Source organism: Lactobacillus sp. Sy-1, assembly GCF_019303535.1.
In the GTDB taxonomy this organism is placed as follows: Bacteria; Bacillota; Bacilli; order Lactobacillales; family Lactobacillaceae; genus Nicoliella.
In genome coordinates this window covers 547,593-561,937 of record NZ_JACCIU010000001.1, presented here as the reverse complement: position 1 = coordinate 561,937, position 14,345 = coordinate 547,593, and the positions used below count along the sequence as shown (strand labels likewise).

The window sequence follows — 14,345 nt, the reverse complement described above, 5'->3', positions numbered from 1 at the left end:
CCTTTACTATTCAATCGCAAAGACTAAGTCAGCCGTACAGATTACTTCACCATCTCGGGTAACGGTCCCATGACCAACCCCGATCTGCCGCTTTAGCTTTGTCATCTCAACTGATAATGATAGTTTATCACCAGGGCGAAAGTCGTCTTGGTATTCGGCATCTTTAATCCCACCAAAGAAGACGTTGCGGCCCTCATATTCTGGCATTGATAACAGCGATACCACGCCCGTTTGCGCTAAACATTCTAGCACGATCGGCCGTGGCATGACGGGATTATTTTGACCTTGGAAAAACCATTCATTAATCGTTAAGTACTTAGTTGCTTTTGATCCTTCGCCGGGACGCACTTCGTCGATCTGGTCAATCATCTGAAATGGGTAGCGTTGGGGGATATACTTATCAACTTCGAAACTCACGATTTAGTCCTCCTCGATTGCGAAGATGGGTTGGTCGTATTCGACCATTTCCCCATCAGATACTAACTGCTTGGTAATGGTTCCAGAAACCGGGCTCTTAACGTCGTTAATGACCTTCATTGCTTCGATCACACAGACGGTTTCGCCCTTCTTAACGTGGTCGCCAACTGATTTGAAGACCGGCTTTTCTGGACTGGGTGCAAAGTAGACGATCCCCACTAGCGGTGCTTTAATCTTAGCTCCTTCGTTATTGGCAGTCGCTGCCTTTTGCGGTGCGGGGGCTCCAGCAGGAGCCGCTGCATTCGCAGCTGGTTGGGCAACTACTTGTTGGGGGTGGTCCAACTTGCTAAAGTATAATTGACCATCAATTCTTAACTCAGTAAGGTTCGATTGGTCAAACTTATCGATTAACTTCTCGACGTCTTGTTCATCCATTTTCAAAAACTCTCCTACGTTCCTTAAATTGTCAAACCACCATCAAGGGTGATTACTTGACCGGTAATATAGCTATTGTTCATTAGGAACTTGATGGCATCAGCGATGTCTTCAGGGGTTCCAAATCGACCGAGTGGAATTTGCTTTTCCCATTTTTCAATATTACGGTCGCTTAATTTGGCAGTCATATCAGACTTAACCATTCCAGGAGCAACGGCGTTACAACGAATTCCCCGGAGGGCCCCTTCTTGAGCGGTCGTCTTAGTCAAACCAATTAAACCAGCCTTACTTGCGGAGTAGTTGGCTTGTCCGATGTTCCCATGTAAACCAGCAATACTAGAGAGGTTCACGATGTTTCCGGAACGCTTCTTTTGCATGATCTTCATTGCAAACTTCGTCATGTTAAAAGCCCCAACTAGGTTGGTCTTAAGAACCGCTTCAAATGAGTCCGTCCCCATTCTAGTCAATAGCTTATCCTGAGTGATTCCAGCGTTATTAACTAGGCCGTCAATCGTACCGTGGCGGTCAACGACTTCGTCAACCATACGTTTAGCGTCTTCTTCCTTTGCAACGTCACCGATTACAACGTCGATGTCGTTGGCAAACTGCTGCTTTAATTCAGCAGTCTTGTCAGCACCAAGGGCGCGGTGGGCATTTACCACCACGAAGTTAGCAGGATCTGCAGCTAATAACTGCGCAGCTGCTAACCCAATTCCCTTGGTTCCACCAGTAACTAGAATTACGCGCTTGTCTGTCATATTAGAATTCCTCCAATTTGGCTCTAAAATCATTCAGTGTCTCAACACTTTCAATATTGAAAGTGGGTTGTTTAGCGGTCTTCTTAGCTAATTTGCTAAGGGTGTTTCCGGGACCAATTTCCACAAAGGCGTCGATGCCTAATGGTGCGACTGCTTCAACGTCACCCATGAAATGAGTGGGGCTGACCAACTGCTTTACCAGGGTGGACTTTAAATTATCCTGGGTAAAGGGGGCAACCAAAGTGTTACTCATCACGGTGGTGGCTGGTTGAGCGAAGTCGACCGATTCTAGCCGAATTGCTAGCTGTTCACTAGCGGGCGCCATCAACGGGGTGTGTGATGCAACGGCGACCTTGATTGGCACGACGCGCTTAGCACCCTTTTCCTTCATCACGGCACTGGCCTTTTCAACTGCATCCGCTTGACCGCCGATTACGGTCTGCTTAACCGTATTGAAATTAGCTGGATAGACGCCGTCAATCCGGTCACAAACCGCTTCCACAACGTCAGGAGCAAGGTTCAACACTGCTGCCATTGCACCAGGATTTGCCCGCCCCGCTTCATCCATGTACCTAGACCGATCCCGGACTAATTTTAGTCCAGATTGAAAAGAAAGTGCTTTAGCAGATACCAAAGCACTATACTCTCCCAGACTGAGTCCAAACATTGCCTTTGGCATTGGTAATTGAGCGTCTAAAATACGCGCAATCCCCGTACTCATTGTCAAAATGGCAATCTGAACATTTGCTGGATCATCAAAATTTTGTGGATCAGCTAGGTTTAAATTCAATACATCTGATGCTTCATCAACCGTCTGTTTATACAGCGGTTCGGCCTGGTACAAGTCTTGACCCATGTTTGCAAACTGACTTCCCTGACCACTAAATAAATAACAGAGATTCAAAATTAAACCCTCCTAATTGAAGAAAGCTAATTAGTTAGCGTCAACTTGACTAGCAACGTAGTCAACTAATTGTTGAACAGTTGACATGTCATTGTCACTATCAATTTCAATATCGTATTCATCTTCTAATTCGTCGATGATTTCGAAGATATCTAAACTATCTAAGTCAAGGTCTTCCTTGAAGTTAGTGTCTAACTTGATGTCATCAGCCTTTACATCATCAGTTTGGTCTTCTACGATTGATTTGATTTTGTCGAAAATTGCGTTCTTGTCTGCCATTTTTAATTCACTCTCCATAAAGTTTTAAATTCTAGTATTTAATTACAACAGTTCCGGTCGTTAAACCGCCACCAAAGCCGGTCATCACAAGGATATCCCCGCGTTTAATTTTACCATCTTCCACTAACTCAGCAAGTAATATTGCCTCACTAGCTGCGGAAGTATTTCCGTATTCGTCGATATTAATCGGGAACCGGTCATCAAATGGTAATTTTAGTTTGCGGGCAACGCTCTTAACGATGCGTTGGTTAGCCTGGTGTAAAATAAAAAAGTCCACATCGGATAACTTAAGGTTTGCTTGAGCTACCGCTTCTCGAATCGATTCTGGCACCCGGCGAATGGCGAAGTCAAAAACCCGGTGACCGTCCATGTGCAATGGAAGGTCTGACTTAGCATCCCCACTCACGAATGGCGAGTGGTTAGCAATCTTTCCCATCGTTAATGAATCACCATCAGCGCCGTAGGTACTGAGCTTGCCACTCAGAAATTGACCGTCGTAATCAGCAGACTGCTTATTGGTAACCAGCAGCCCACCAGCCCCGTCGCCGAATAGTACGGCGGTCGTCCGGTCTTGCCAGTCGATTAGCTTGCTTAACGCCTCGCTCCCGATTAACATCCCGGTCGAATCAGGATGGGTCGCAAGGAGTGAATGCAGCAGGTCTAATCCATACGAGAATCCAGAACAAGCAGCACTGATATCAAAAGCCATCGCGTTATCGGCTTGAATCAACCCCTGAACAGCAGCAGCAGTCGATGGCATCAACTGGTCGCCAGACATTGTCGCTACAATAATGAAGTCAATCTCCTCTGGGCTAACGTGGGTCTTCGCTAATAGCTGCTTAGCTACGTTTGTCGCGAGCGAGGTATTGGTCTCAGTAGTAACAACATGCCGGCGGCGAATTCCAGTCCGTCGACTGATCCATTCGTCGGAAGTGTCCATTATTTGAGCAAGATCATCATTAGTGACCACTTTATCTGGAATCGACTTAGCAGTAGCCATAATTGAAAAAGTACTCATACTATCTCCTTAATATCCCTTTGTCATGGTGGCCAAAATGTCACCATGGGTGTCTGATGTTTCAATATCTATAATATCTCAATCAGAAAAATTGAGCCAATAAAAATTGCTAATTTAATTGACAACGACATATTATAACATGAAACCCCCTAATTAATACAATCTTTCAGGGGCCGAACAGTAATTTACTTAATGTGATACATAATAAATTATGTAACATCATGATTCATTGATAATTATAAATCGTTTAAATTAACGTATATTTGGTTAAGTTGACCACCCCTGAATTGACTTGAATTCGCGCTTTGAATTATAATTTTAAGTGTCAAATCAGATACTGCTACATATCGATACATTCCACCAAAGAAAGAGGAATTACACTATGGATGAAAAGATTAAATCAATTTACGAGCAATGGCGGGCCGAAGAAGACATGCCTGCCGGTTTAAAACGTGAACTAGCCGCAATGGCTGACGATGAAGATCAAATTAACGATGCATTTGGCGCAACCCTATCATTTGGGACCGCTGGAATGCGGGGCATCATTGGAGCTGGTTTAAATCGGATGAACATCTATACCGTTCGCCAAGCTGCCGAAGGTTTGGCAATGCTAATGGATCAACTGGATTCCGCAGATAAGGCCCGCGGGGTCGCAATTAGTTTTGACCCCCGGTATGGTTCCCGTGAATTCGCTTATAACTCCGCACAGGTCTTAGGCGCCCACGGCATTAAGTCGTTTATCGTTGACGACATCCGCCCGGTTCCCGAACTATCATTTGCGGTTCGCCACCTCCACACCTACGCTGGAATCATGATTACCGCGTCCCATAATCCTAAGCAATACAACGGCTTTAAGATCTACGGTGAGGATGGTGGTCAGATGCCACCTAAGGAATCAGCAATCATTACTGAATCAGCCCATCAGGCGAGCGACCTCTTCGCCATTAAAGTCGCTGACATTCATGACCTGCGGAAACAGCACCTCCTGACCATTGTTGGCGAGGATATCGACCAGGCCTACCTTGATGAAGCTAAGAAGGTTAATATTAATGAAGAATTAATTCAAAACGTCGGGAAGGATTTGAAGTTCGTCTACTCCCCACTCCATGGCGCTGGGAAGAACATCGGCCGGCGTGCCCTTTCGACCGCTGGATTTAAGAACTTTGAAATGGTAACCGAACAAACAATTGCTGACCCAGAATTCCCCACAACGCCCCACCCTAACCCGGAATACCGGGAAGCATTTGACCTGGCCATTCAGCAGGGAAAGCAAGTCGGGGCCGACATCCTGATCGAAACCGATCCAGATGCTGACCGACTTGGAGCAGCCGTTCGGCAACCAGATGGCGAATACAAACTGATGACTGGGAATCAAATTGCCAGTGTGATGTTGAACTACATTCTCCAAGCTAAAAAGGCTAAGGGAATCCTGCCTGACAATGGCATCATTGTAAAATCAATCGTATCGACCGAACTGGCTACCAAGATTGCTAACCATTATAATGTAGATACTAAAAACGTATTGACTGGTTTCAAGTACATCGCCGAACAAATTAAGAACTTTGAAGAAAGCCACCAACACACCTTCCAGTTTGGCTTTGAAGAAAGCTACGGCTACCTAATTCGGCCATTCGTTCGTGATAAGGATGCCATCCAATCCACGATGATGCTCGCCGAAGTGGCTGCTTACTACAAGGACCGGGGAATGACCCTTTACGATGGGTTGCAGGAAATGTATCAGCAATACGGCTACTTTGAAGAAGAAACGATTTCGAAGCTCTTTGAAGGCCTGGACGGCAAGCAAAAAATGGCCGCAATTATGGACAGCCTTCGTAACGACCCGATGAATGAGTTTGCAGACACTAAGGTAGTTTCCGTTGAAGATTTTGAAACCGCCACTAGAACCCTTGAAAATGGACAAAATGAATCCATTGACATGCCTCAGTCCAACGTCCTAAAGTACTGGCTGGCTGATGGCTCCTGGATTACGATTCGCCCTTCTGGAACCGAACCAAAGGTGAAGTTCTACGTTGGCGTTGAAGATCAATCAAAGGATAAATCAATCGCACGACTAGATAAATACGTTAAGGCTATTTATGAATTAATCGCTAAGTTAACCGAATAGTTAAACGCAAAAAAATACGAAGTTGGAATTTCATCCAGCTTCGTATTTTGTGTTTATGAACCAAAGATGTAGGCAATCAAAATCATTCCGTTTTTAGAGTTAATTCCAATCCCAATCTTAGTATCACTAGCATCTAGAATGTTGTCACGGTGGCCCCATTTGGAATCCCCACCGTCTTCAAACATCATGGCGTTCAAGTTCTGAAGAACCCCCTGCTTAACGCTCCGTCCTGCGTAGTCAGGAGTTTTAGCAACGTTCTCACCAGTGTTGTTTACAAGGTCTTGATACCCTAAATTGCTGGCAATTACGTTTCGGTACCGAACCCCACTGGCATTAAAGTGATCTGCTGAGGCTGGTAGTTGTGGCACCCGAGCAGCTGCAATTTGATTTAAGCGGTAGTCAAACTTTAACTTGCCGAGGTGGTGCTTACTCCGGAGGTAATTAATGTAGTCTAAAGCATCCTGTTCAACTGACTTATAATTATGATGCTTCCGATTAATGGTATGGGCCAGGTAGTTTAGTGGGTGCAGATCTTGATTTTGGACCCACCCCTGCTCACCATTTTGGAACCGCACTAGGTAGTAACGAACCCCCCAAGAAACATCACGTTGCTTTAAGAGTTTGACGTAGGGATTTGAACCATCGGTAATGGTGATATTAGAAATCAAGCTAGAATCATCAGTATCCTTAGTAGGGAAATTCTTTAAGACGTAACGATTATTATCACTATTATATTGGTAGCTATGCCCGTTTTTAAGGACGGGGAGGTAGCTCATTAGCTTAGCCGGATTAAAGGCGTTCGGATCAACCGACTGCGTCTTTTTTGGCTGCTGCTTTTGCTTCCGTTTAGTCTTAGTTGATTTCTTTTTAGTCCGTTTCTTTTTGGTGCTCTTCTTCTTAGTCGTTTTGCGCTTAGTGGCTTTCTTTTTAGAGTGCCGTTTTTTCTTGACCGCTTTTTTCTTAAACGTTTTTTTAGCATGGCGCTGCTTTTGCTTAGCGCGTGTTTTCTTCACCGTCCGTTTTGGCTTGGCCTTTTTAGCCTTTGCCTTTCGGGTAGATTTAACTTTTTTACGGTGGGTCGTGGACTTCTTACGCACCTGCTTTTGCCGATGCTTAGTTGACGTTTTTTTCTTATGGGTAACCCGCTTCTTCTGGTTCGCCTGAACGGTTACCGGTTGATTGAATTCACTGGCTGGAAACTCGACTAGTGAAACCGTCAAAATGGCTAGCACTAGAATCGTAATCATTTTTTTCATATGTAAGCATCATCCTTGCATTTTTTAATCGACTTTAAATCATTCTACTAATTATAACAGTAAATTGATTATTAAGACCCCCAGTTTAATAATTTATTAAGGATAATTATGATTAATAGTTTGATGAAAAAGACTGTAAATGATATTTTGATTTAAGAATAATTATTGAGATGTACATACTATGAAAATCAAGCAGGATAATATTACCCAAAATGTAGTCGATGATAATCGTAACAATATTAAGGTAACTAATCAGTGGAATATCCTAGAGCCATTCTTTACTGAAATAGCTAAGGCAGTTAAGACGTTGTAAATGGAATAAAATCAAATAGAGATCAAAAACAAGTTAATAATAAGCTATTTTGAATTTTGAATTAAAATAAAAAACGAAGACATACCTAATTTTTGGTATGTTTTCGTTTGTAAAAAATAATATTTAATTTAAATTATTTAGCTAACTTATTAGCAGCCTTTACAGCCTTATTGTAGGCCTTAGTAGCAGCTTTATATTTCTTAGTAGCTGCCTTACGCTTCTTAGTAGCTGCCTTGTACTTCTTTAAAGCAACTTTATATTTCTTAGTAGCAGATTTCTTAGCCTTATTAGTCTTAGCTTTTGATACTGCTTTCTTTGCCTTTGATACAGAAGTTTTAGCCTTCTTTTCATTAGCTTTGGCTTTCTTTTCAGATGCCTTGGCCTTCTTTTCTGCTGCCTTAGCTTTCTTTTCTGCAGAAGTAGCCTTAGACTTCTTTAAAACAGTAGAAGCATATGAGGCAGTAGCTTTGTGAGAACTATTACTAGAAGCAGATGAAGTAGCTGATGAACTTGCACTTGATGATGCTGAGGAAGCGCTGCTAGTAGTGGCAGAAGCAGAAGTCGTTACGTAAGTTACGGAGCTGCTTGATGCAACAGTTGATGTTGAAACAACAGTGTTAGTAGTAGCTGTGTTAGCACTGACTGATGAGCTGTTTGTTGATGATTTAGTAGCTGATGAACTTGCACTTGACGAAGCTGAGGATGCCTTAGCAGCTGAAGAGCTTACACTTGATGATGCGGCAGATTCATTAACCCCAGTGGCTGATCCAGTTCCGTCTGCTGTAGTCGTTCCATTTGCAGTAACGGGGGCAGCATCAGGAGTTGCAGCTGATGCAACAGTAGGAGCTGCAACAAAAGCAGTTGCTACCCCGGCGGCCATAACTAATGCAGCTACCCAGTTCTTACCTGACTTGTATAGACGATAGTGTTCCTTGTTAGATTTTTTCATAAGAAAAACCTCCTAAATTGTTAAGTACTTTTATGTAAATAAATTAACTAATGTGTTAATATTATCACTTTATTTAAGATAAGTACATAAAAAAGATGATCATTTCGAAACAACAATTTTAAATAAATCCGTAGTTAATAGTAAGCAAAAAAAATCCTATGTTAGATAAAATGATCTAACATAGGATAAACAGAAAAGTATATATTTAATTATATTATTAAATTAAAGGATTACTTGTTAGCCTTGTATTCCTTGTTTAACTTAGTGTAAGCCTTTTGAGCTGCCTTGTATTTCTTTTCAGCAGCCTTCTTAGCCTTGTTAGTCTTAGCCTTAGCAACCTTTGCCTTAGCCTTAGTAGCTGCAGCCTTAGCCTTGTTAACTTCAGCCTTAGTTACAGTAGAAACCTTAGTACCCTTAAGTACTGGAGTTTCTGAAAGAGTGTCTTCCTTGATTGGCTTCATGAATTGTGGGAAGTCAGTTGAAGGAACGTAAGTAGTAGCTGAACTTGAAGGAGTAGTTGAACTAGATGCTGATGAAGTAGCACTTGATGATGATGCACTTGAAGTTACAGTTACAACAACACTGCTGTATCCTTCATCACCAACGTATGCTGATGATGCTACTGATGAAGTTGGTACTGGAGCAAATGGACCAGCGTAGTTAGCAGCAAAAGCATTGTATGCAGAGTTTACAGATGCGTAAACACTAGCAGCATTAGCATTTGAAGCGTTAGCACTTGATAATGCGGCGCTAGCAGCTTCTAAATTACTTTTAGCAGTAGCTAAGCTGTCTTCAGCTTTAGCTAAGTTAACTCCAGCTTGAACAGAAGTCGAACTTGCATTTGAAGAATCTTGAGCATCAAATGCATAGTTGTTAGCTGTTGATTGTGCTACAGATGCAGCATTTGAAAAAGAAGCTACTTTAGCATTATCAACTGGAGTCTGGTTTTCTGCTGCAACTTGAGATGCTGAATTATTAACGAAAGCTTGGTGGTAATAAGCAGAATTAGATGACTTTGCACTGTATGAAGATGAAACGCTAGAAGCAACTACACTACTGTTGTATGCATCTGAATATGCACTATTAGCCGAACTGTATGACTTTGCTGCATCGTCATATGAAGTTTGTGCTTTACTTACAGCAACTGAAGTTACTGCGTATGAATTAGATGCACTATAAACACTAGTATTGTAATAGCTAGTTACTGCATCTTTTGCAGCAACAGAGCTTGAAAAACTAGCCGCAGCTGGATTAGCACTAGTAACAACAGCATCAGAAACTGGAGTAGCAGCATGTGCAGTTCCGTTATTTACAGTAACAAAACCAAATGTAACGGCAGCAGCAGCTACAACCATTGATGCAACCCAGTTCTTACCGGATTTGTATAGACGATAATGTTCTTTTTGATTGTCTTTTTTCATAATAAAGAGCCTCCTAAAATATTACAAAAACTTAATCTATGTAACTAAGTTTTAATTTACTATTTAATAATAACACTTATCTTTTACAATGTATATGAAAATGAAATGTTATCACTAGGATAAATTTAGTTACATTAGATAACAAAAAAGGGATAGAAATAAAACTTAAACGTCCCTTAATTTAAATGATTATTTACCAGCTTTGTAAGCCTTGTTTAACTTGTTGTACTTCTTTTCAGCAGCCTTATATTTCTTTTCAGCAGCCTTCTTAGCCTTTGAAGTCTTAGCCTTTGAAACTTCCTTCTTTGCCTTGTTAGCAGCCTTCTTAGCCTTGTTAACTTCAGCCTTAGTAGTCTTCTTAGCAGTAGTCTTTGATGAATGACCAGCTACAAGCTTAGTATCAGCTGCACTACTTACAGTAACAGCACGTGAGCTTAAACTAGTTGCAGATGAACTAGCTGAAGTCGTAGAAGCACTAGATGCTGACGAAGTAGCAGCACTAGAACTAGCACTTGAAGTTGCTGAACTAGATGAAGTAGTTACATATGAACTAGCAACGTATCCTTGATCACCAACGGGGGTTGATGAAGAAGCAGATTGAACTGGAGCAAATGAGTTGTTGTATGCGTAAGCATATGAATTTTGTGCTGCAAATGCTGATGAGTAAGCTGAGGAAGCAGAACTCTTAGCACTATTTGCAACTGATAGTGCTGAACTTGCATTTTGTGCTGTTGATGAAGCGCTAGCTACTGCTGAATTAGCTGATGAAACTGAAGCTGAATATGAACTAGCTACTGATGCATATGAACTAGCTGATACTGCATATGAACTAGCTGCTGCTGCATATGAACTAGCTGATGAGCTAGCAGCAGATGCGGATGCAGAATTAGATGCTGCTGAGTATGAACTAGCTAAAGTTGCATATGAACTAGCTGCTGTGCTATCTGCTGATGCGGATGCGGATGCATTATTAGCAACTGCAGTTGCTGAATTGTATGCTGATTGAACATTTTGAGCATTTACAGTAGCTGCATTATATGCTGATTCCGCTGCATTGTATGCTGATTGTGCATTATTAGCGGATGCAGTTGCATTATTATAAGCAGAAGCAGTTGATACCACTTTAGCATTAAGATCTGAAACAACATCCGCATGTGCAGTAGCTGCTGGTGCGTTATTTACAGTTACAAAACCTACTGATACAACTGCTGCAGTCATAACCATTGCTGCAACCCAGTTCTTACCAGATTTATATAGACGATAGTGTTCCTTTGGATTCTTGTTTTTCATAGAAAAAACCTCCTGAAGTTTTAAAAAGAATTTCAAAAATCAATTATGTAATCAATTTTTAATTGTGTCCTTATATTACCACTCTTGTAATTAAAAGTACATATTAAGCTTTTGCAAAGTTACTTGCATTTATCATTTTATCATTGTAACTAAAGCATTGTATAATATTCATAATTAATTAATTTTGGAGGCTTTTAGATGGATAATTCAACCGTTAATAAATTACTTGCTAATCACCATCATTTAACTGACGAGCAGGATCAAATGATCAATGGCATTGAGCAGTTTGCCATTAAGCATCTTCACGATGATCAAAAATCCGTCTACGTCATTTATGGCGATGCTGGCACTGGCAAGAGCGTCATCTTAAGCCAACTCTTTTATGACTTTCAGCAAATGGCGGCGCAAAAAAACGGCCCGCTGGCTGAGACTAAGAACTATTTCTTAGTTAACCATCCCGAAATCCTCAAAGTCTACAAACAAATCGCCGGGGCGGAATCACACGTCTTAAAAAAGAACTTTAACCGGCCGACTTCCTTCATTAATCAAATGACCAAAAATGATACCCAAGCTGACATTACAGTCATCGACGAAGCCCACCTCTTATTATCACGTCGTGACGCCTACAATAATTTTTACCAGGATAATCAATTGACCGAAATCATCAAACGTTCCCAAATCACAATCTTAGTCTTTGACCACCGCCAAGTCCTAAGGACCAAGAGCTTTTGGACGACGAATCGGTTGAAGAAGCTAATTGCTCCATATACTGTGGGAGAATATCACTTAACCCACCAGTTTCGAATGAACGCCAGTGATCAATTGGTCAAATGGATCAACACCCTAACTGATGGGACCTTAACGTCGTTACCAAACGACCTTGGCGCTGGTTATGATTTTCGAATTTTTGATGACGCCGAAAAGATGCGGCAGTTAGTGGTCAAACGCAATCAGGAAGTCGGCCTGTCCCGAATCGTTTCGACCTCCGGCTACCCTTCCACCCTGGATGGTGGCAAGCACTACATTGTTGAGGGCAATTTTAAAATGCCGTGGGACCAGTATAATTACACCCAGACGCCGTGGGCTGAACTTCCGGAAACAATTAATGAAGTCGGCTCAATGTTTACCTGCCAGGGCTTTGATTTGAACTACGTCGGGGTTATTTTAGGGCCGCCGATTAAAATTGATGATCAAAACCACTTATACGTTGATTTAAGTAAGTTTACGGATGTTGAATCCTTAAAGAAACGTAAGGATATCTCTGATCCCAAGGAATTTGCGCAAATCAAACAGACGTTGGTGTTGAATTCGGTCAATGTCTTGATGAAACGGGGCGTTAAGGGTCTGTATGTTTTTGCCCACGATGAAAAGTTGCGCAATCGTTTGGAACAAATTTGGCATCAACACCAAGATGCTTAAATTCATGTATAATAAAGGTAATTATGATTGAACGGGTAGGTGAATGAATTGGGTAAGCTTAATTTTTTAAGAGTTTCACTGGTGGTCATTGCGGTAATCATGTTAATCCACTACGTCTTTATCACTAAATACTTCCCAGATGGTGTGAATACGGTGATTGAAATCGTGCTGTCAATTGTGGAAATCATTTTAATTTATGCGTATGTGAAGATGTTGAGAAATTCCAGAAAATAGAATTGTAAACAATGTTGATAAAAAGGTGCATTAATAATTACTAGATTAAGTTTAGTAATTATTAATGCACCTTTTTTGACGTTATTTAGTTATCTCATAAATTTATTTAAGCTTTCCTGTTGTTTAATGACTGGTGGTAAATAGTTCGGCTTCTCTTAGACACATTAATTCCCTTTTTAAGTTGCATTAGCTTTTGAGTATCATGCTCAGCCCACTTACGCTTAAACATTGTTAACAGTCCAATAACTCTAATCCAAAATACTAATACCATGTATGTGTAATGATGAATCATAATTAAAAACGGATTTTTCTTTTTTATAAATATCAGATAGTAATTATCCATTATCATCGCAACCAAATCATATCCAATAATAACCAAAAGCGCTGAGATAGTAATCCCAATATGACTACTAAATACAAATGTTAATAAAGCTGATAAACTAATTAACCAATAAAGCACTTCTTGAGTCTGAAGTAAGAAGTAAACCGGCATTTTAAAAAATAAACCAATGCCCTCTAAGTAATTAAAATACGCATCCCTAATCCAACGTAGTTGTTGGGTAAAGAAGTCACTAAGTGAGGTTGGAACGTTCGTATAACAAATCGCGTTTTCAACGTAAATTGTTCTTAGTGCCCTTCTTAAAACAATTCCGGTCATTGTAATATCATCACCCGTATAGCGATCCTTAGAAGAAAATCTAGAAGTTAATAGCTCTGAAGTTGAATTTGCAATAATTTCGCGTCGATACATACTAAGGGTTCCTGAACATACGATTACTTTATTAAAGAAACTCTGATACTGTCTACCATAATTGTAAGAGTTTTCATATAATACGGATTGCATCCGAGTTAAAAAGTTATCGCCACTGTTATTAGGAACTACATGGCCACATGTAGCACCCACTTTAGGATTGTGATATAGCGGAAAAAGCAACTCTTGAATTGCATTTTTAGAAACATATCCATCAGAATCAATAAATAATAGATAGTCACCAGTTGCTGTTATTATTCCCCTATAAATCGCTTTGAGCTTTCCTTGATTTTCAGATTGAGACCTAATAAGGATGTTGATTTTAGATCTTTTAGCATATTTTCTGGCAAATCTGTAAGCAATTCTATTAGTACTAGCATCATCAATAAAAATTACTTCTTTTGGCAGAATAGTTTGACTTTCCAAACTTTTAAATAGCTTTTTAATACTATCAGCTGTTTCGTTATAGCACGGAATAATAACTGAAACAGATCCAGATACCTCATCAATAGAGTGCCTCTTTCGAAATCGACTCACCCTCACCCTATAAATAAAAGAAAATATAAATTTACCGTACATAATCAAAACATTCATTACAAATATTACTTCTAAGTAGACTGGATAGGAATTCCTAAAAAAATAGTCACAAAAGATAATAAAAATAAGCGAAAGAATCGAAATGGTAGTGATTTGCAGGAATTGTTTTTTTAAATTAATACTTGAAATAATAACATCCCCTAAAAATTACATCCAGACAAAAAGACTATTATAAAGCA

The 14,345-nt window shown here is 40.6% G+C and carries 15 protein-coding genes; 4 read left to right on the top strand and 11 right to left on the bottom strand.

The annotated features are described in order from the left end of the window. Nucleotides 1-6: 6 nt before the first annotated feature. Genes HZL42_RS02075 through HZL42_RS02050 form a run of 6 tightly spaced genes read right to left on the bottom strand, consistent with a single transcriptional unit; the run spans nt 7 to nt 3,811 of the window. Entirely contained in the window at nt 7-417 is a 411-nt protein-coding gene (locus HZL42_RS02075; RefSeq protein ID WP_219054054.1) for a 3-hydroxyacyl-ACP dehydratase FabZ family protein, read from the bottom strand. A 3-nt stretch (nt 418-420) separates the two neighbouring features. After that, nucleotides 421-852 (bottom strand): acetyl-CoA carboxylase biotin carboxyl carrier protein subunit, encoded by a 432-nt coding sequence (locus HZL42_RS02070; protein ID WP_219054053.1) that lies wholly within the window; start codon nt 850-852, stop codon nt 421-423. Between the two features lie 23 nt (nt 853-875). Next, nucleotides 876-1,610 (bottom strand): 3-oxoacyl-ACP reductase FabG, encoded by a 735-nt coding sequence (gene fabG / locus HZL42_RS02065; protein ID WP_219054052.1) that lies wholly within the window; start codon nt 1,608-1,610, stop codon nt 876-878. Nucleotide 1,611: 1 nt separating this feature from the next. Continuing rightward, nucleotides 1,612-2,514: an ACP S-malonyltransferase gene (locus tag HZL42_RS02060; RefSeq protein WP_219054051.1), complete on the bottom strand. Its 903-nt coding sequence runs from the start codon at nt 2,512-2,514 to the stop codon at nt 1,612-1,614. A gap of 30 nt (nt 2,515-2,544) precedes the next feature. Continuing rightward, on the bottom strand, nt 2,545-2,793 hold the full coding sequence (locus tag HZL42_RS02055; protein ID WP_219054050.1) for an acyl carrier protein: 249 nt from the start codon (nt 2,791-2,793) through the stop codon (nt 2,545-2,547). A gap of 31 nt (nt 2,794-2,824) precedes the next feature. Then, nucleotides 2,825-3,811, bottom strand: a complete 987-nt coding sequence (locus HZL42_RS02050) for a beta-ketoacyl-ACP synthase III (RefSeq protein WP_219054049.1) — start codon at nt 3,809-3,811, stop codon at nt 2,825-2,827. 382 nt (nt 3,812-4,193) lie between these two features. Between HZL42_RS02050 and HZL42_RS02045 the strand changes: the two genes are divergently transcribed. Next, nucleotides 4,194-5,936: a phospho-sugar mutase gene (locus HZL42_RS02045; protein WP_219054048.1), complete on the top strand. Its 1,743-nt coding sequence runs from the start codon at nt 4,194-4,196 to the stop codon at nt 5,934-5,936. Between the two features lie 53 nt (nt 5,937-5,989). Here the strand turns inward: HZL42_RS02045 and HZL42_RS02040 are convergent, their stop codons facing one another. Further along, nucleotides 5,990-7,192 (bottom strand): CAP domain-containing protein, encoded by a 1,203-nt coding sequence (locus tag HZL42_RS02040; protein ID WP_219054047.1) that lies wholly within the window; start codon nt 7,190-7,192, stop codon nt 5,990-5,992. A gap of 181 nt (nt 7,193-7,373) precedes the next feature. Between HZL42_RS02040 and HZL42_RS08950 the strand changes: the two genes are divergently transcribed. Further along, nucleotides 7,374-7,505 (top strand): hypothetical protein, encoded by a 132-nt coding sequence (locus HZL42_RS08950; protein WP_255552532.1) that lies wholly within the window; start codon nt 7,374-7,376, stop codon nt 7,503-7,505. A 133-nt stretch (nt 7,506-7,638) separates the two neighbouring features. Here HZL42_RS08950 and HZL42_RS02035 read toward each other — a convergent pair whose 3' ends face one another. From HZL42_RS02035 to HZL42_RS02025, 3 genes are all read right to left on the bottom strand, one after another. Continuing rightward, on the bottom strand, nt 7,639-8,454 hold the full coding sequence (locus HZL42_RS02035; RefSeq protein WP_219054046.1) for a KxYKxGKxW signal peptide domain-containing protein: 816 nt from the start codon (nt 8,452-8,454) through the stop codon (nt 7,639-7,641). A 230-nt stretch (nt 8,455-8,684) separates the two neighbouring features. After that, entirely contained in the window at nt 8,685-9,875 is a 1,191-nt protein-coding gene (locus HZL42_RS02030; protein ID WP_219054045.1) for a KxYKxGKxW signal peptide domain-containing protein, read from the bottom strand. A 189-nt stretch (nt 9,876-10,064) separates the two neighbouring features. After that, the gene (locus HZL42_RS02025; RefSeq protein WP_219054044.1) at nt 10,065-11,165 is read right to left on the bottom strand and encodes a KxYKxGKxW signal peptide domain-containing protein; all 1,101 of its coding nucleotides are present in this window, start codon (nt 11,163-11,165) and stop codon (nt 10,065-10,067) included. 198 nt (nt 11,166-11,363) lie between these two features. On the opposite strand from HZL42_RS02025, the gene HZL42_RS02020 reads away from it, so the two are divergent. Continuing rightward, entirely contained in the window at nt 11,364-12,584 is a 1,221-nt protein-coding gene (locus HZL42_RS02020; protein ID WP_219054043.1) for a DUF2075 domain-containing protein, read from the top strand. 48 nt (nt 12,585-12,632) lie between these two features. Then, nucleotides 12,633-12,818, top strand: a complete 186-nt coding sequence (locus tag HZL42_RS02015) for a hypothetical protein (RefSeq protein WP_219054042.1) — start codon at nt 12,633-12,635, stop codon at nt 12,816-12,818. Nucleotides 12,819-12,924: 106 nt separating this feature from the next. Here HZL42_RS02015 and HZL42_RS02010 read toward each other — a convergent pair whose 3' ends face one another. Further along, nucleotides 12,925-14,148: a glycosyltransferase gene (locus HZL42_RS02010; RefSeq protein ID WP_255552530.1), complete on the bottom strand. Its 1,224-nt coding sequence runs from the start codon at nt 14,146-14,148 to the stop codon at nt 12,925-12,927. Between the last annotated feature and the right edge of the window lie 197 nt (nt 14,149-14,345).